Origin of the sequence: Massilia sp. UYP11, assembly GCF_050434805.1 — a bacterium.
In the GTDB taxonomy this organism is placed as follows: domain Bacteria; phylum Pseudomonadota; class Gammaproteobacteria; order Burkholderiales; family Burkholderiaceae_D; genus Telluria.
Map to the genome: position 1 here is coordinate 158554 of NZ_JBNDJE010000002.1, position 15114 is coordinate 173667.

Below are 15114 nucleotides of genomic sequence, written 5' to 3' on the forward strand. Positions count from 1 at the left end.
TGAGTACTTTAGGACTCCTGCGCCTTGGCGCGCTTCTTGAAGGTCGCCACCCGGTACAGGTACCAGCCGAGCAGGCCGATCAGCACCGCCTTCGAGACCGGATCGACGTATTGCGCCACCCGTTCGTACTGGCTCTCGAGCATGTAGCCGGCGCCGGTCAGGATGCCGGTCCAGACCAGCGAGCCCACCGTCGAGTACAGCAAAAACTGTCCCATCGGCATGCCGGCGAGGCCGGCCGGGACCGAGATCAGCGTGCGGATCGCCGGAATCAACCGTCCGAACAGCACGACCTTGCGTCCATGCTTCTCGAATGAATCCATCGCATGCTCGATGTCGCCATGGGTGACGGTCATCCAGCGCGCATGCTTGTCGGCAAATTTTTCCAGGCGTTCTTTGCCATAGACCTTGCCGGCGTAGTACCAGGGCAAGGCCCCGGCCACCGAACCGGCGGTGCCGGCAAGCAGCACACCGACCACGTGCAGGTCGCCGCGCGCGGCGACGAAGCCGGCGAACGGCATGATCAGCTCGGACGGAATCGGCGGGAAAATATTTTCCAACGCCATCAGGGCGAACACGGCCAGGTAGCCGCCGCTCTGCATGAACTCGGTGATGAAGTCGAACACGGGGCGCTCCCACTGGTTAGGCAGCCTCCACCATATCCCGTCCGATGGTGCGCTTCTGTTCGCTTTCGTACGGATCGGCCGCGCGGCCCGGCCGGTGCAGGCAGCGCCAGACGTGGGGCGACAGGCCGGCCACCTCGTGGAAGGTGCGGGTGAAACGCGACTGGTCGCAGAAACCGTGGGCGTGGGATGCCGTTCAGGTGCGGTGGCGTCCAGTCACGGCTTACCGCGTTCGTTCCGGTTCGGCGCCAGCCACAGCGCCGCCAGCAGCACGTGAATCAGCGCCGCCATCAACGGTTGCCACAGCGACACCCCCACCGCCAGTGCGTAGATGGCCAGCGACAGCCGGTTCTTGCCGTTCTGCCAGGTGTGGGCGTGATCCAGGCCGGCAAGCGCGCCCAGGCGCCACGCCAGCAGCATGAAGGACACCGAGCACAGGAACAGCACCACGCCGTACAGGGCCACCGGGGCCGGCGCCAGCGGGTGTTCGGCGGCCCAGGCGGTCACGAACGGGATCAGCGACATCCAGAACAACAGGTGCAGGTTGGCCCACAGCGTGGCCCAGTCGACCCGCTCCACGCGCTCGAACAGCGCATGATGGTTGACCCAGTAGATGCCGATGTAGACGAAACTCAGGGCGTAGCGCAACCAGCCCGGGACGACCGCCAGCATGTCGCCGAACGCCGCGTCGTGCGGCGGCGTCAGCTCCAGCACCATGATGGTGAGGATGACGGCAATCACGCCGTCGCTGAACGCCTCCAGGCGGTTCTTGGTCATTGGAATGTCCTACGCCTGAATGTCCTACGCCTGGCCGAGGCCGGGCTTGACCAGGTGCAGGCACAGGATCGCCACCGGGACGATCAGCGCCACGAAGCCGGCCGCCAGGAACAGGAAGGCGCCCGCCGCGCAGCCGAGCGCGAAGCCGAACAGCGGCCAGAAGAACTTGCTGCAGCGCGCCGTGGTGGCGGCGTCGCCGGCCCCGCGCAGGTGGTCCACGGTATCGATCACCAGCTGGGTCACGTTCCCGGTCATCATCGAGGTCGGCGCCAGGTGGGCCAGCAGCAGCTTGCTGGCCGCGCTGTGCGCCCCCATCGCCGCGGTGCCGAGCAGGCCCGCCGCCATGGCCAGCGCCGACATGTCGCGCGTGACCGGCTCGGCCAGCATGCCGCAGGCCATGAAGCCGATCAGCAGCACCAGCTGCAGCAGGTATGACGGCCGCTGCGCATCCCTGCCGCGCCGCTCGCACCACGCCACCAGCAGGCGCGCCGCGGCGATGCCGAGGATAAACGCCGGAAAGGCCAGGATCTTCAACAGCGACGGGATGTTCGCCGGGTCGGCCAGCGAGGCGCCGAGCAGCACGAAGTTGCCGGTGACGTGGGCCGTGAACAGGCCGAACAAGCCGATGAAGCCCAGGGTGTCGACGTAGCCGCCGAGAAAGCCCATGTCGAAACCCTGCAGGCGCGATGGAGCGGCAGGCACAGTCGCAGGGGCAGGAGCAGGGGCAGGAGCGGCCATCGTCAGAACGCGAAGCAGCTGCAACCGAGCGCGCCCCAGAAGCCGCCGACATCCGACACCGGCACGTTCGCGCGACGCGCGGCGTCGTGGCCGTGGGCATGCACGCCGCACGGGCCGCTGCACTGGTGCGGCAGCGCCTGCCGTGGCAGGTTCGGCTGGGCGCGCGCTTCGGCCGCGTTGGCCCGTCTCCAGTGGCCCGCCACCTGCGTCACCGGCGACCAGTCGGGCAGCACCGGAATCGGCGGCGGTCCCAGGCTGCTGAACTCGGCGGCGCCATGCACGATGCGCCCACCGACCACGGTCAGCACCGATTCGATCGCCTTGATCTGTTCGGCGTCGATGCTGAAGAAGTCCTCCGACAGCACCGCGAGGTCGGCCAGCATCCCCTCGCGGATGCGGCCCTTCTTCTGCTGCTCATTGGAGAACCAGGCGCTGCCCGCGGTCCACAGTTCCAGCGCCACCTGGCGCGGCAGGTGGCCGGCGCTGCCGTACAGCGGCAGGCCGCCCACGGTGCGGCCCGTCACCAGCCAGTACAGCGAGGTCCACGGGTTGTAGCTGGCCACGCGGGTGGCGTCGGTGCCGGCGCCGACCGGCACGCCAGTCTGCAGCATCCGTTTCACCGGTGGGGTGGACTGCGCCGCCGCGCTGCCGTAGCGCTCGATGAAGTATTCGCCCTGGAACGCCATCCGATGCTGGATCGCGATACCGCCCCCGAGCGCGGCGACGCGGTCGATATTGCGCTGGGTGATGGTCTCGCAGTGGTCGAACATCCAGTGCAGGCCGTCGAACGGGATGTCGCGGTCGACCTTCTCGAACACGTCGAGCATGCGCGAAATCGATTCGTCGTAGGTGGCGTGCAGGCGAAACGGCCAGCGCTGGGCCACCAGGTGGCGCACCACGCGTTCCAGTTCGTCTTCCATGCCGGGGGCGAGCTCGGGGCGCGGCTCCAGGAAATCCTCGAAGTCGGCCGCCGAGAACACCAGCATCTCGCCGGCGCCGTTGTGGCGGTAGTAGTCGCTGCCCTGCCCCGGCGTCACCATGCCGGTCCAGCGCCGAAGTCTTCCAGCTCCTTGCCCTTGCTCTGGGTGAACAGGTTGTAGGCGATGCGGATGGTGAGCTGGCCGGCCTTGTCGAGTTCCTCGATGACGGCGTAGTCGTCGGGGTAGTTCTGGAAGCCGCCGCCGGCGTCGATCGCGCTGGTCAGGCCCAGGCGGTTCAGTTCGCGCATGAATTGCCGGGTCGAGTTCACCTGCAGGTCGTAGGGCAATTTCGGCCCCCTGGCCAGGGTCGCATACAGGATCATCGCGTTCGGACGCGCGACCAGCATGCCGGTCGGGTTGCCGGCGCCGTCGCGCACGATCTCGCCGCCCGGGGGATCCGGCGTGTCCTTCGTGTAGCCGACCGCGCGCAGGGCCGCGCGATTGAGCAGGGCGCGGTCGTACAGGTGCAGGACGAACACCGGCGTATCCGGCGCGGCGGCGTTGATCTCGTCCAGGGTCGGCATGCGGCGCTCGGCGAACTGGAATTCGGTCCAGCCGCCCACCACCCTGACCCATTGCGGATTGGGCGTGCGATCGGCCTGCTCCTTGAGCATGCGCAGGGCGTCAGCCAGCGACGGCACGCCTTCCCAGCGCAGCTCGAGGTTGTAGTTGAGGCCTCCGCGGATCAGGTGCAGGTGCGAGTCGTTCAGGCCCGGCACCACGGTGCGGCCGTTCAGGTCGATCACCTGGCTGCCGTCGCGGCGGTGGCGCATCACGTCGTCGGTGTCCCCCACGGCCAGAAAGCGCCCGTCGTGGATGGCGACCGCGCTGGCCTGGGGCTGTTCGCGGTCGACCGTCGCGAAGCACCCGTTGATCAGGATGAGCGGCGGGGCCGATTGCGCGCCCGCGCTGGACTGTGCTTGGTTCATGCGTGTACTCCCGATAGCGCCTGGCGCGGCTCGCCCGGCGGGTTTGCGGTGGCGAAAACGCCGGTCGCTTCCGGCGTGTCGGTCGGCGTGTTGGCCGGCATGTTGGTCGGCGCGCCGATCAACGGGCAGGATGGGCAGGAACCGGCGCCAGCATCTCGTGCGTACCCTGGGCGCGCGCCGCGGCCTTGTGCACCATGGTGTAGGCGTAGTCCACGCCCATGCCGTAGGCGCCCGAGTGCTCGGTGACGATCTTCATCACCGCCTCGTAGGTGTCGCGTCGGGCCCAGTCGCGCTGCCACTCGAGCAGCACCTGCTGCCAGGTCACCGGCACCGCGCCGGCCTGCACCATGCGCAGCATGGCCATGTCGTGCGCTTCCCTGGTGGTGCCGCCCGAGGCGTCCGACACCATGTAGATCTCGTAGCCGCCTTCGAGCATCGCGCACAGGGCGAAGGTGGTGTTGCACACCTCGGTCCACAGGCCGGCCACGACGACCTTCCTGCGGCCGTTGCTGGCAAGCGCGTCGCGCACCTTCTGGTCGTCCCACGAATTCATCGAGGTGCGCTCCAGGATCGGCTGGCCCGGGAACACGTCCAGCAGTTCGGGGTAGGTGTTGCCCGAGAACGACTCTGTCTCGACCGTGGTGATCGTGGTCGGGATGTTGAACACCCTGGCCGCCTTGGCCAGGCCCACGACGTTGTTCTTGAGGGTCTGGCGGTCGATCGACTGCACGCCGAACGCCATTTGCGGCTGGTGGTCGATGACGATCAGCTGCGAATTCTGCGGGGTCAGGACTTCGAGTTTTGGATTGCTCACGATGTTCTCCGTGGGTTGAAAAACGCGCTGGCTGGTGAAATCCGCGGATCAGCCCTGGTGCGGACCGTCCGGTTCCTGCGCATGGGCTTGCGGCGGCTTGGCTACGCCCGTGATCTTGGGCTGGCATTCGCTGGCGAACCAGCTGGCGGTGACCGGGCGGCCGTCGATCAGGCGCTTGGCCACCGGGACGATCTGTTCGCCGATCAGCATGCCCAGCAGGCCAACCAGGGCAATGGCCGGCGGCGCCGGCGAGCGCACGTTGATCAGGCCATACAGCAGGCCGGCCAGGATGCCGGCGCCCAATGAAATCAGATACATGTTCAGCTCCTTCTTGCAGGCGACGCCCGATCGGCGCCCGGTCGATGAAGTATCGTTAGACCAGCGCCACGGCGATAGAATCAGATTGCCATGTTGAGCAAGCCAATACTTGGTGCGGGCCGGTGCTTGGCGCTACCATGGCGCCATCACCCAACGTGGGAAATACAATTGCTCAAGCTCAGCCTCGACGCCCTCCAGATCATCGAAACCATCGCCCGTCGCGGTTCCTTCGCCGGGGCGGCGAAGGAACTGTTTCGCGTGCCATCGACCATCTCGTATACCGTCTCCAAGCTCGAGGACGACCTGGGCGTGCGGCTGTTCGAACGCTTCGGCCCCAAGGTGACGCTCACCGCGGCCGGCCAGGAACTGCTCAGGGAAGGCCGCTACCTGCTGCGCGCCGCCGGCGACCTCGAATCGCGGGTGCGGCGGGTGGCCTCGGGCTGGGAGACCGAGATCGCCCTGGGCATGGATTCGGTGTTATCGAGCGGGGCGCTGCAGCCGGACATCGAAGCCTTCTATGAGGTGGCCGACCAGACCCGGTTGCGCATCGTCCGCGAGTCGCTGTCGGGCACCTGGGACGCCCTGCTCGACCGCCGCGTCGACCTGCTGGTAGGCGCGGCCGGCGAAGGCCCTTCGGGCGGCGGCTATACCGCCGAACCGCTCGGCAGCAGCGCCTTCGTGTTCACGGTCGCCCCGCACCATCCGCTGGCGCGGATAGCGCATCCGCTCGACAAGACCGACCTGCTGCCCTACCGGGCGATCTCGGTCTCGGACTCGGCGCGCGTGCTCGGCGCGCGCACCGTCGGCCTGCTGTTCGGGCAAGACACGCTGGCGGTGCCCGACATGCGCACCAAGTACGAGTTCCAGGTCCAGGGGCTCGGCTTCGGTTTCCTGCCGGAAGCATGGGCGCGACCGGCCATCGACCAGGGATTGCTGGTCGAGAAACAGGTGGTGGAACCGAAGGCGGACGAGACTTTCTATCTCGCCTGGCGCAGCGGCGAGGATGGCGCCGCGCTCAAGTGGTGGATCGCGCGCATGCGCACCGGGGCGGCCTTCGCGCGCATGCTGCCCGACCCCTGCGCGGGCCCAGCCTAGATCGCGTCGGTCAGGATCCGGATCGGGCCTGACAGGGTCTTGTGGACCGGGCACTTGTTGGCGATGTCGAGCAGACGGGCGCGTTCCTCCGCGCTCAGCCGGCCGACCAATTCGATGCTGCAGCGAAACACGTAGGCGTCGTCCTGCTGGCCATGGTCGATGGCGACCCGCACGTCGTCGAGTTGCATGCCCTTGCGCCTGGCATACATCGTCACGGTCAGCGCGGTGCAGGCCGCCAGGGAGGCGGCCAGGAGATCGTGCGGCGCGGGACCGCTGTCGTCGCCGCCCAGGGCTTCGGGGGCGTCGGCGATCAGCTCATGCTTGCCGATCCGGATCTTGTATTGCAGCTTGTCGTTGCCGCGCGTAGTGGTCACTTGCATGGCGGTCTCCCGTTATCGTCGCCAACTTCGTCATGTGCCGGGGGCCGCCCCTCCTGGGGGCGGCGAGCGCGGCGGCTCCTTATTGCGGCAGGTCGAACAGCAAGACCTCGGCGCCGGCCGCCTGCGCCAGGGTCACCGCGTCCTCGGCGGTCACTTTCAGCGCGTCGCCGCCGTCCAGCGCGATCCCGTTGACCGTCACCCGGCCGCGGACCACGTGGACGTAGGCCTGGCGGCCGGCGGCCAGGGCGTGCTCCACCCGATCGTCGCCATCCAGGATGGTCGCATACAATGCGGCGTCCTGGCGCATCGACACCGATCCCTCGCGGCCGTCGTTTGAAGCGATCAGGCGCAGCTTGCCGGTCTTGTCGGCCGCGTCGAAGTGCTTTTCTTCGTAGCGCGGCTCGGCGCCGCCCACGTTCGGCATGATCCAGATCTGCAGGAAGTGAACGCCCTCGGTCTTCGAGTGGTTGTATTCGCTGTGCACCACGCCCGAGCCCGCGCTCATGAGCTGCACGTCGCCGTAGCGCAGCACCGAGCCGTTGCCCATGCTGTCCTTGTGCTCCAGCGCGCCGTCGAGCACATACGAGATGATTTCCATGTCGCGGTGGCCGTGCGAATCGAAACCACGGCCGGGCTCCACCTTGTCCTCGTTGATGACGCGCAGCGGACCGAAGCCCATGTGCTTCGGATCATGGTAGTGGCCGAAGGAAAAGGTGTGCTTCGAGTCGAGCCAGCCGAAACTGGCGCCGCCGCGTTCATTGCTTTTACGTACGTTCAACATGGTGTCATCCTTTCGTAATGGGTAATCATCGATCCACTCGATCGCCGGGGCGGAGAAATCCGCAGGTCTTTCCGGCTTGTGTTCGACGCGATGGAGTCATTATGCTCGCACGACGAGGACTTGAAAAACGGATAATCTCACCGCCTTTCATCGAAATTTTCGAACATGGCGCCGACGTCAGCGCCGCCGTTGATGCCGAAGGGAGAGAACGCCGGGGAGATCGGGAGGAGCATGGGCGGGGCCTGTCGTCCAGGCGCCGCGCCCGTATGGGAGGACCGCGCCGGTAGCCCGGCATGGTCGATGTGCGGCGCCGGACGGCGCCGCCGGTGGGTCATTTCTGCGCCAGGATCCACTTGGCCAGGGTTTTCGCCTCGGCGTCGCTGACCTGCGGGTTGGCCGGCATCGGCACCGGACCCCACGTGCCGCTGCTGCCCTTCTGGATCTTCAACGCCAGGCGCGCTTCGGCGCCGGCGTCCTTCGCATACTTGGTGGCGACGTCCTTGTACGACGGACCGACGAGTTTGCTCGCAACGGCGTGGCAGGCCATGCAGGCCTTGGCCTTGGCCAGGTCGGCGCTGGCATGGGCCGAAGGGATGGCGGCGGCGGCGGCAAGGCTCGCGGCCAGGATCATGGTCTTCTTCATGTGTACTCCTCAGGGGGCTGTAATGACAATGGGGCGCTGGCCGGGACCGACAGCCTCGTCCCTGGCGCACCCGGCATGATAGCCGACAACCTGCCGCCCTAGCGACCAATGGCCGAGTTCGGAGGCGCCCGGCCCCCTCATCGATGCCACATTTCTACAAATAAGAATAGGAATGATTCGTATTTGTGTTTAGAATATGAGCAACCTGATCTTTACATCGCTTTACATCTGTATCTACACGCTCTTAATTAAAACCACGGAAAAATGATGCCTACCCCAGTTCTTCACGCCCCGCTGCTGCGCCGTTCGCTCCTGAGTCTGGCCATCGGCGCCCTGCCCGTCGCCGCGCATGCCGACGCCGTCCCGGCCGACATGGCGACCGTCGTCGTCTCGGCCTCGGGCTTCGAGCAGACCATCCGCGAAGCGCCCGCCTCGATCACCGTGCTGACCCGCGACCAGCTCGAGAAAGAGCGCTTCGGCAACCTGGCCCAGGCCCTGGAAAGCGTGGAAGGCATCGACGTGGCCGCCGCCGGCGACAAGACCGGTGGGATGAACATCAGCGTGCGCGGCATGCCGAGCGATTACACCCTGCTCCTGATCGACGGCCGGCGCCAGAACGCGGCCGGCAACGTCACGCCGAACGGCTTCGGCGGCACCTCGACCAGTTTCATGCCGCCGGTGAGCGCGATCGAGCGCATCGAAATCATCCGCGGACCGATGTCGACCCTGTACGGTTCGGACGCGATGGGCGGCGTGGTCAACATCATCACGCGCAAGGTCGGCAAGCAGTGGAACGGCTCGGTCTCGGCCGACTACACGGTGCAGGAAGAATCGGCATTCGGCGACGTCAAGGCCGGCAAGTTCTACCTGAGCGGCCCGATCGCGAGCGAGGTGCTGGGCCTGGCCCTGCGCGGCAGCGCCCAGCGGCGCGACGCCGCCAGCATCACCTACGAGGGCCAGACCAACGGCCTGAACATGGGCGCCAATCCGGTTGAATCCACCGTGCGCAATCTCGGCGCGCGCCTGGCCTTCACGCCTCATCGCAACCACGAGGTGACGCTTGACGCCGACGCCACGCGCCAGAAGTACGACAATTCGACCGGACTACTCGGCACCCTGGGCGTGCAGGGCGGCTACGGCCCGGAGCAGCAGTACAACCGCAACCAGTACACCGCCGCCTACAAGGCACGCCTGCCGTTCGGCACCTGGGACAGCAGCTATATGGTCAACCAGACCGAGACCAATGGCCGCACCATTCCGCCGGGGACGCCGGGCGCGGCGGCCGGCTCCCCGCGCACGCTGGAAGTCGAGAGCAAGGTGTTCGACACGAAGCTCCTGGTCCCATGGGGCAATCACCTGACCACCATCGGCGCCCAGCACTGGGATGCCGAGATGGTCGACGGCGTCGCGCCCGAGGTGTTCGCGTTCACCCAGAAGGCGCTGTTCCTGGAAGACGAATGGCGGCTGCACGAGCGCCTGGCCCTGACCCTGGGCGCGCGCTACGACGACCACAGCATCTTCGGTGGCCAGACCAGCCCGCGCGCCTACCTGGTGTGGACGACGTCGCCGCGCTGGACCTTCAAGGGCGGCGTCAGCAAGGGCTATAAAACGCCGCGCGTCGAGCAGCTTTCGCCCGGCATCATCGGCTTCGGCGGCCAGGGCACGATTCCCCTGGTCGGCAGCCCGGGCTTGACGCCCGAGACCAGCGTGACGACCGAGCTGGGCGCTTATTTCGACAACGGCGCCGGCTGGACCGGCAACGTCACCGTGTTCAACAACGAGTTCCAGGACAAGATCACCAGCGGCACCGGCCTGCTGAACTGCGCCTACCGCCTGGCGCCGGACCGCCCTGGCTGCGTCAGCTTCGGCAACTGGCCGAACGTCGATGCCTTCAGCCAGTCGATCAACGTCGACGAGGCAGTGACGCGCGGCGTGGAACTGGCGACCCGCTTCCCGCTGGCCGCCGGCTGGGTCGCCAGCGCGAACTACACCTATACCGAGAGCGAGCAGAAAAGCGGCGCCAACGCCGGCAAGCCGTTGTCCGACACGCCCGAGCACGCGCTCAATGCGCGCCTGACCTGGGACATCTCGCAGCAGTGGAACGCGTGGCTGCGCGCCGAGTACCGCAGCGAGCGCTATCGCGATCCGGGCGTCTCGGCCGTCACCCGCGCCGCCAAGGCGACGCTGGGCGACTACAAGGGCTATGGCATGCTGCACCTGGGCACCGCCTACCAGCTCAGCCCGACCATCTCGATCAATGCCGCGATCTACAACCTGCTCAACAAGGACTTCGTCGACTACCGTCCTTACCAGTCGACCCCGACCGCGGCGCCGACCTATGGCAGCGTGTACGTCAACAATATGGACGGTCGTCGCCTGTGGGTGTCGATGAACGTCGACTTCTGACCATCCTCGCTCAGCGCTTCTTCTTGCCCGGCGGTGGGCAGGGAAAGCGCCGGCGCAGCTCGGCCAGCACCAGCGGCGCCGCGTTGCGTTTCAGTTCGGCCGGCTTGCGCGTCGCCTTCAGGCGGCGCACGACGGCCACGTTCAGTTCCTGCGGCAGCACGGGCCTGGCCAGGCACCATTCGCGGCCATGGCCCGCATCCTTGATGCCGTTCAGGTAGGCGTCCACCCGTCCCACCTTCTTGCGGTTGATGTAGTCGAGCTAAGTCCTGGGCTCCTTGAGGCGATGCTCGATCACTTCCTGGCCGGTCATCGCATTGAACGGATACACATAGGGAATCGAGGCCAGCGCGCCGGCCGGCATGCAGGCCGCGAGCGCCATCCAGGTGCCGGCTTTCATGGGCTCTCCTGTGGAACAATCGGCGTCCCATGGTGCGGCGGCGGCGCCCGGCGCCGCTTGCGGACCCTCAATCGTGCGCCAGCCGCAGGTCCGGCTCGGCCTCGAACACCCCCCGTCAGCTGGCGTGCGGCGACTGCGTGGCGGCGCCGGATGTGATCTAATCAACCATCGCACCGACACAGGACCCCGCATGCAAGCCAATGAATCCACCCTGCCGGCCACGCCGGCGGAACTCGACGAAGCCACCCTCGCATGGTTGCGCGAGGTGTTCCAGTACGCCCGCAAGGGCGACGCCGAACCGCTCGGCGCGCTGCTGGCCAAGGGCTTGCCGCCCAATCTGCGCAACGAGCGCGGCGACAGTCTCCTGATGCTGGCCTGCTACCACGGCCACCTCGACGCCGCGCGCGTGCTGCTGGAGCACGGCGCCGATCCGCAACTGTTGAACGACGCCTCCCAGGCGCCGCTGCACGGCGCCGCCTTCAAGGGCGACCTGGCGGTAACGACGCTCCTGCTGGACCACGGTGCCATCGCCGACCATGCGGGACCGTCCGGCAGGACCGCGCTGATGTTCGCCGCCATGTTCAACCGGGTCGACATCGCCCGCCTGCTGATCGAGCGCGGCGCCGACCCGGCGCTGCGCGATGCCGGCGGCGTCAGCGCCCACGATGCGGCGCTGCGCATGGGCGCGCCCGACACCGCGGCGCTGCTGGCGCCGGCTGCCTGATTACGCGCCTGTCAATCCCGGCGCGCCCGCCGCCGGCGCGCGAACCCGATGGCCGCCAGGCCCAGGCCGGCGAGCAGCACGCTCGACGGTTCCGGCACCTCGCCTTCGATCGACGCGCCCGCCAGGTAGCCGGTCGAACCCGAGCAGGGATCGGAGAAGTAGTTGCACCCGAATGGTTCGTCGCTGTGCGCATTCACGACCGTGAACAGGCCGCCGAGGCTCGCGATCTCGACGTGCGAGTTGCCGTCATTGGCGTAGATGTATCCGTCCAGCAGGCCGCCGGGCAGGAAGGTCAGGTTCAGCCGGATTCGATCGAAATAGTGCGCGGGCAGCTTGCGGTGGCCATAATCGATGTAATTCGCACGACCTTCGTCCGCCCACGGCTCTGCATACCAGTAGCGCAGCGACAGCAGGCTGTCCTGCCCATCGAGGCAAGGCTCGCCCAGGTCGCACATGTTCACGAAATCGAGTTCCAGCTTGCCCTGCGCGACCGCGTCGTCCGAAAACACGAGTTCCATGTTCAGGCCCGGCGGCGAGATTGGCGAAGTGCCGACCTCGTGCCAGGAATAGGTGACCGCGGCCTGCGCCGGCTGGGCCAGCAGCGCGGCCGCGAACAGGTAGGGGATGATGGGCGCCATCGACATGCTCCTTGTGGTTATTCACCTCGGGTGAGCAAATAGATGAGCAAGAAGCGGGCCAAATATGGTCGGAATGGCAACTCTTTGATTCTACGAAATATTTCCGCAGCCGCGTCAATACGTCGGCGAACCGTGTTAAATTTTTCGACAGCGCCCTCTTACGCCCAGGCGCGATCCGTCCGGCGCGACCGCCCCGGCTGAAGTGCGCCTCGCTCAGGCGGGCGTGTACCTGCGCACCACCACCGGGCGGTCGACCAGCGCCGGCAGGTCGGCCACCAGGGCGGCCATGTGGGCGCTGGCGTCGTGCAGTGCTATCGCCTCGGCATCGCGCCAGTATTCCACCATGATGAACTCGCGCGGGTCCTCGTCCGAGCGCTGCAGCTCGTACAGGATGCAGCCGGCTTCCTTGCGGGTGGCGTCGATCATCTCGTGCATGCGCGCCGCGAGCGCGGCTTCCTGGCCGGCCTTCGCGTAGAGGGTGGCGATGATCGTCACTTGCTGGCCTGGGGTGTCGTTCGGTTGCTGATCCATGATCTTCCTTGGTTTGGGATGGCGCGCCACGGTCTGGAGGTGCCTGGCGTCGCAGCAGTATAGAACGTCCCGCGCGCGGCTGCCGGCCGGCCCACGATTTCCCTTCATGCATCGGCATCCCCTATAATCGTAGCCGCCCAGGGGCGCGCCCGCGGGCAAGCTTCCACCTTTACCTAGGATTCCGATGAAAGCCCTGCCTCTTGCCGCTCTGCCTCTTGCCGCACTGCCTCTTGCCGCACTGCCCCTTGCCGTATTGCTGCTCGCCTCCGGCTCCGCGCTCGCCAATGCCAGCCCTGGCGATGCGGCGCTCCTGACCTGCCGCGCCATGACCGATGTCGCATCGCGCGTGGCCTGCTATGACGCGATCCCCGTCGGTGTGGCGAGCCCGGCGACGGCGGCCCGGGCGGCAAGCGCGCCGGCCCCGGCCGGCGCCGAGGACAATTTCGGCATGGAGGCGGTGAAGCAGCGCGAGACGCAGCCCAGCTCGGTCCAGAGCACGGTCGTCGGCAGGTTCGAGGGCTGGGGCCCGGGTTCGCGGATCCGCCTGGCCAACGGCCAGGTGTGGCGCGTCGTCGACGGCAGCGACGCGGTCCTGGCCCCGCGCGACGACGCCAAGGTCAGCATCGAACGCAATCTGTTCGGCACCATCTTCATGCGCGTGGAAGGCAGCAACGCCTCGGCCAAGGTGCGCCGCGTCGAATGATCCGTCCAGCAAATTAAGTGAGCGGGCGCGCCATATGGACGGCGCCCGCCGGATACGTGAGCAGGCCCGCATCGCCGGTCGAGCGCTCCTTGAAGCCGAGGCCGCTCCAGAAGCGCGTGCTGTCCTGCACCGAGACCAGCGCCGCATGGGTCAAGCCCCGGGACGAATCCAGGCGTCGGCCGCGGCCCAGCAGATGCGCCACCAGCGCGCGCGCCAGTCCGCGCCCGTGCGCGCGCGGATCGACCGCCAGGTCGTGCAGGTACAGGGTGTCGGCGTCCGGCGCGATCTCGAACGGCGCGCCCAGGGCGGTGACCCGTCCCAGGCGCGACGGGTAGGCGAACAGGTAGCCGCACACGCCGCCGGCATCGCACGCGGCCAGGCAGGTGGCGGCGGCCGCATCCAGCCGCGCCTTCACCACCGCCGCCGCTTCCTGCATCGCCGGCGGATAGCAGGCCGCCTGCACGCGCAGCACGGCGTCCAGGTCGGCGGGCAGCAGCGGACGGATGCGCATCGAGGTCGGGATCGGCATGGCGGGACGGTCAAAAGCGCGCATGGTAGCATGCCTGACCTGGATGCTTGACGGCGTCGGCCGCATCCCTCATTCTATATATTCTGACAACATCGCCTTGCCAGCGTCGCCGACCCGGCGGCGCCGGATACCAGAGCTGCCGCCGGCCCACCTGGCCGGTGTCGCGTGACGGACGACTACATTGCAATTTGCCCCTAACCGACAGGAATCACTCATGAGCAGCATCGCCCCGGCGCCAGCCGGCCGCATCGAATACATCCTCAACGCCAGCTGTCCGGCCGGCACCGGCATCGTCGCCGCCGTCGCGACCTTCCTCGCCGAGCGCGACTGCTATATCTGCGCGCTGGAACAGTTCGACGACGATTCGACCGCGCGCTTCTTCATGCGCGCCGTGTTTCGCCAGCAAGAAAATTCACCACCGATCGACCGTATCCGCAGCGAATTCGCCGACCTCGTCGCCGGCCGCCTCGAGATGCAGTGGAAGATGTTCGACCCGCTCGACCCGGTACGCACCGTGATCATGGTCTCCAAGACCGACCACTGCCTGGACGACCTGCTGTACCGCCGCCGCAATGGCGAACTGAACATGCAGATCACGGCGGTGGTGTCGAACCACCTCGACCTGCGCCCGATGGTCGAGCGCGAAGGCATCCGCTTCGTATTCCTGCCGGTAACCAAGGACAACAAGGCGCAGCAAGAGGCGCGCCTGCTCGAGATTGTCGAGGAGACCGGTTCCGAGCTGGTGATCCTGGCGCGCTATATGCAGATCCTGTCGGACGAGCTGGCGCGGCGCCTGGCCGGCAAGTGCATCAACATCCACCACTCCTTCCTGCCCGGCTTCAAGGGCGCCAATCCCTACCAGCAAGCCTTCGACCGCGGGGTCAAGCTGATCGGCGCCACCGCCCACTACGCCACGCCCGACCTCGACGAAGGCCCAATCATCGAACAGGTGCTGACCCGGGTCGACCACAACTACCGGGTCGACCAGCTGACCCGCGTCGGCCGCGACAACGAGTGCCTGGCGCTGGCGGCGGCGGTCAAGTTCCATATCGAGCGCCGTGTGTTTGTCGACGGCAACAAGACGGTGGTCTTCCGCGGTCCCTGAGCAAAT

18 protein-coding genes and 1 pseudogene are annotated in these 15114 nt (G+C 67.2%); 5 read left to right on the forward strand and 14 right to left on the reverse strand.

Features of this window, described 5'->3' with window-relative positions:
* Positions 1–8 precede the first annotated feature (8 nt).
* From ABIB38_RS04210 to ABIB38_RS04235, 6 genes and pseudogenes are all read right to left on the reverse strand, one after another.
* Positions 9–623 carry a DedA family protein gene (locus tag ABIB38_RS04210; RefSeq protein ID WP_429202011.1) on the reverse strand — a complete coding sequence of 205 codons (615 nt, stop codon included), beginning with the start codon at positions 621–623 and terminating at the stop codon, positions 9–11.
* Between the two features lie 213 nt (positions 624–836).
* Positions 837–1397: a TMEM175 family protein gene (locus ABIB38_RS04215; protein ID WP_429202013.1), complete on the reverse strand. Its 561-nt coding sequence runs from the start codon at positions 1395–1397 to the stop codon at positions 837–839.
* A gap of 24 nt (positions 1398–1421) precedes the next feature.
* Positions 1422–2099 carry a YoaK family protein gene (locus tag ABIB38_RS04220; RefSeq protein ID WP_429202015.1) on the reverse strand — a complete coding sequence of 226 codons (678 nt, stop codon included), beginning with the start codon at positions 2097–2099 and terminating at the stop codon, positions 1422–1424.
* Between the two features lie 38 nt (positions 2100–2137).
* A pseudogene (locus ABIB38_RS04225) lies at positions 2138–4044 on the reverse strand (amidohydrolase).
* Between the two features lie 118 nt (positions 4045–4162).
* Positions 4163–4858, reverse strand: a complete 696-nt coding sequence (locus ABIB38_RS04230; RefSeq protein WP_429202017.1) for a hydrolase — start codon at positions 4856–4858, stop codon at positions 4163–4165.
* 48 nt (positions 4859–4906) lie between these two features.
* Positions 4907–5182, reverse strand: coding sequence for a XapX domain-containing protein (locus ABIB38_RS04235; RefSeq protein ID WP_429202831.1), 276 nt, complete (start codon positions 5180–5182; stop codon positions 4907–4909).
* 162 nt (positions 5183–5344) lie between these two features.
* On the opposite strand from ABIB38_RS04235, the gene ABIB38_RS04240 reads away from it, so the two are divergent.
* On the forward strand, positions 5345–6271 hold the full coding sequence (locus tag ABIB38_RS04240) for a LysR substrate-binding domain-containing protein (RefSeq protein WP_429202019.1): 927 nt from the start codon (positions 5345–5347) through the stop codon (positions 6269–6271).
* Here the strand turns inward: ABIB38_RS04240 and ABIB38_RS04245 are convergent.
* The 3 genes from ABIB38_RS04245 to ABIB38_RS04255 all read right to left on the reverse strand — a co-directional run bounded on the left by ABIB38_RS04245 (position 6268) and on the right by ABIB38_RS04255 (position 8075).
* The gene (locus tag ABIB38_RS04245) at positions 6268–6651 is read right to left on the reverse strand and encodes an OsmC family protein (RefSeq protein ID WP_429202021.1); all 384 of its coding nucleotides are present in this window, start codon (positions 6649–6651) and stop codon (positions 6268–6270) included. The genes ABIB38_RS04240 and ABIB38_RS04245 overlap by 4 nt on opposite strands.
* A gap of 79 nt (positions 6652–6730) precedes the next feature.
* Positions 6731–7432 carry a pirin family protein gene (locus tag ABIB38_RS04250; RefSeq protein WP_429202023.1) on the reverse strand — a complete coding sequence of 234 codons (702 nt, stop codon included), beginning with the start codon at positions 7430–7432 and terminating at the stop codon, positions 6731–6733.
* A gap of 331 nt (positions 7433–7763) precedes the next feature.
* Positions 7764–8075: a c-type cytochrome gene (locus ABIB38_RS04255; RefSeq protein ID WP_429202025.1), complete on the reverse strand. Its 312-nt coding sequence runs from the start codon at positions 8073–8075 to the stop codon at positions 7764–7766.
* 267 nt (positions 8076–8342) lie between these two features.
* On the opposite strand from ABIB38_RS04255, the gene ABIB38_RS04260 reads away from it, so the two are divergent.
* Positions 8343–10481: a TonB-dependent receptor domain-containing protein gene (locus tag ABIB38_RS04260; RefSeq protein WP_429202027.1), complete on the forward strand. Its 2139-nt coding sequence runs from the start codon at positions 8343–8345 to the stop codon at positions 10479–10481.
* Positions 10482–10491: 10 nt separating this feature from the next.
* On the opposite strand, the gene ABIB38_RS04265 is transcribed toward ABIB38_RS04260, so the two are convergent.
* Together ABIB38_RS04265 and ABIB38_RS04270 are read right to left on the reverse strand one after the other, a co-directional pair.
* Positions 10492–10716 carry a Rap1a/Tai family immunity protein gene (locus tag ABIB38_RS04265; RefSeq protein WP_429202029.1) on the reverse strand — a complete coding sequence of 75 codons (225 nt, stop codon included), beginning with the start codon at positions 10714–10716 and terminating at the stop codon, positions 10492–10494.
* Between the two features lie 24 nt (positions 10717–10740).
* Complete coding sequence (locus ABIB38_RS04270) at positions 10741–10878, reverse strand: hypothetical protein (protein WP_429202030.1); 138 nt, start codon at positions 10876–10878, stop codon at positions 10741–10743.
* A 190-nt stretch (positions 10879–11068) separates the two neighbouring features.
* Between ABIB38_RS04270 and ABIB38_RS04275 the strand changes: the two genes are divergently transcribed.
* On the forward strand, positions 11069–11602 hold the full coding sequence (locus ABIB38_RS04275) for an ankyrin repeat domain-containing protein (protein WP_429202032.1): 534 nt from the start codon (positions 11069–11071) through the stop codon (positions 11600–11602).
* 11 nt (positions 11603–11613) lie between these two features.
* Here ABIB38_RS04275 and ABIB38_RS04280 read toward each other — a convergent pair whose 3' ends face one another.
* The gene (locus tag ABIB38_RS04280) at positions 11614–12240 is read right to left on the reverse strand and encodes a PEP-CTERM sorting domain-containing protein (RefSeq protein ID WP_429202034.1); all 627 of its coding nucleotides are present in this window, start codon (positions 12238–12240) and stop codon (positions 11614–11616) included.
* Between the two features lie 213 nt (positions 12241–12453).
* Positions 12454–12771 carry a putative quinol monooxygenase gene (locus tag ABIB38_RS04285; RefSeq protein WP_429202036.1) on the reverse strand — a complete coding sequence of 106 codons (318 nt, stop codon included), beginning with the start codon at positions 12769–12771 and terminating at the stop codon, positions 12454–12456.
* Between the two features lie 184 nt (positions 12772–12955).
* Here ABIB38_RS04285 and ABIB38_RS04290 point away from each other — a divergent pair, with 184 nt between their 5' ends.
* Entirely contained in the window at positions 12956–13474 is a 519-nt protein-coding gene (locus ABIB38_RS04290; protein ID WP_429202037.1) for a hypothetical protein, read from the forward strand.
* A 13-nt stretch (positions 13475–13487) separates the two neighbouring features.
* On the opposite strand, the gene ABIB38_RS04295 is transcribed toward ABIB38_RS04290, so the two are convergent.
* Positions 13488–14027, reverse strand: a complete 540-nt coding sequence (locus ABIB38_RS04295) for a GNAT family N-acetyltransferase (RefSeq protein WP_429202039.1) — start codon at positions 14025–14027, stop codon at positions 13488–13490.
* Positions 14028–14217: 190 nt separating this feature from the next.
* On the opposite strand from ABIB38_RS04295, the gene purU reads away from it, so the two are divergent.
* A complete protein-coding gene (gene purU / locus ABIB38_RS04300; RefSeq protein ID WP_429202041.1) occupies positions 14218–15108 on the forward strand; it encodes a formyltetrahydrofolate deformylase in 891 nt (296 codons plus the stop codon).
* The last annotated feature ends 6 nt before the right edge of the window (positions 15109–15114 follow it).

Excerpts from the sequence above, each read along its gene's own strand:
- ABIB38_RS04290 (WP_429202037.1), top strand. The coding sequence starts at position 12,956 with ATGAAAGCCCTGCCTCTTGCCGCTCTGCCTCTTGCCGCACTGCCTCTT.
- ABIB38_RS04280 (WP_429202034.1), bottom strand. The coding sequence starts at position 12,240 with ATGGCGCCCATCATCCCCTACCTGTTCGCGGCCGCGCTGCTGGCCCAG.
- ABIB38_RS04270 (WP_429202030.1), bottom strand. The coding sequence starts at position 10,878 with ATGAAAGCCGGCACCTGGATGGCGCTCGCGGCCTGCATGCCGGCCGGC.
- ABIB38_RS04245 (WP_429202021.1), bottom strand. The coding sequence starts at position 6,651 with ATGCAAGTGACCACTACGCGCGGCAACGACAAGCTGCAATACAAGATC.
- ABIB38_RS04260 (WP_429202027.1), top strand. The coding sequence starts at position 8,343 with ATGCCTACCCCAGTTCTTCACGCCCCGCTGCTGCGCCGTTCGCTCCTG.
- purU (WP_429202041.1), top strand. The coding sequence starts at position 14,218 with ATGAGCAGCATCGCCCCGGCGCCAGCCGGCCGCATCGAATACATCCTC.
- ABIB38_RS04255 (WP_429202025.1), bottom strand. The coding sequence starts at position 8,075 with ATGAAGAAGACCATGATCCTGGCCGCGAGCCTTGCCGCCGCCGCCGCC.
- ABIB38_RS04275 (WP_429202032.1), top strand. The coding sequence starts at position 11,069 with ATGCAAGCCAATGAATCCACCCTGCCGGCCACGCCGGCGGAACTCGAC.
- ABIB38_RS04250 (WP_429202023.1), bottom strand. The coding sequence starts at position 7,432 with ATGTTGAACGTACGTAAAAGCAATGAACGCGGCGGCGCCAGTTTCGGC.
- ABIB38_RS04295 (WP_429202039.1), bottom strand. The coding sequence starts at position 14,027 with ATGCGCGCTTTTGACCGTCCCGCCATGCCGATCCCGACCTCGATGCGC.
- ABIB38_RS04215 (WP_429202013.1), bottom strand. The coding sequence starts at position 1,397 with ATGACCAAGAACCGCCTGGAGGCGTTCAGCGACGGCGTGATTGCCGTC.
- ABIB38_RS04285 (WP_429202036.1), bottom strand. The coding sequence starts at position 12,771 with ATGGATCAGCAACCGAACGACACCCCAGGCCAGCAAGTGACGATCATC.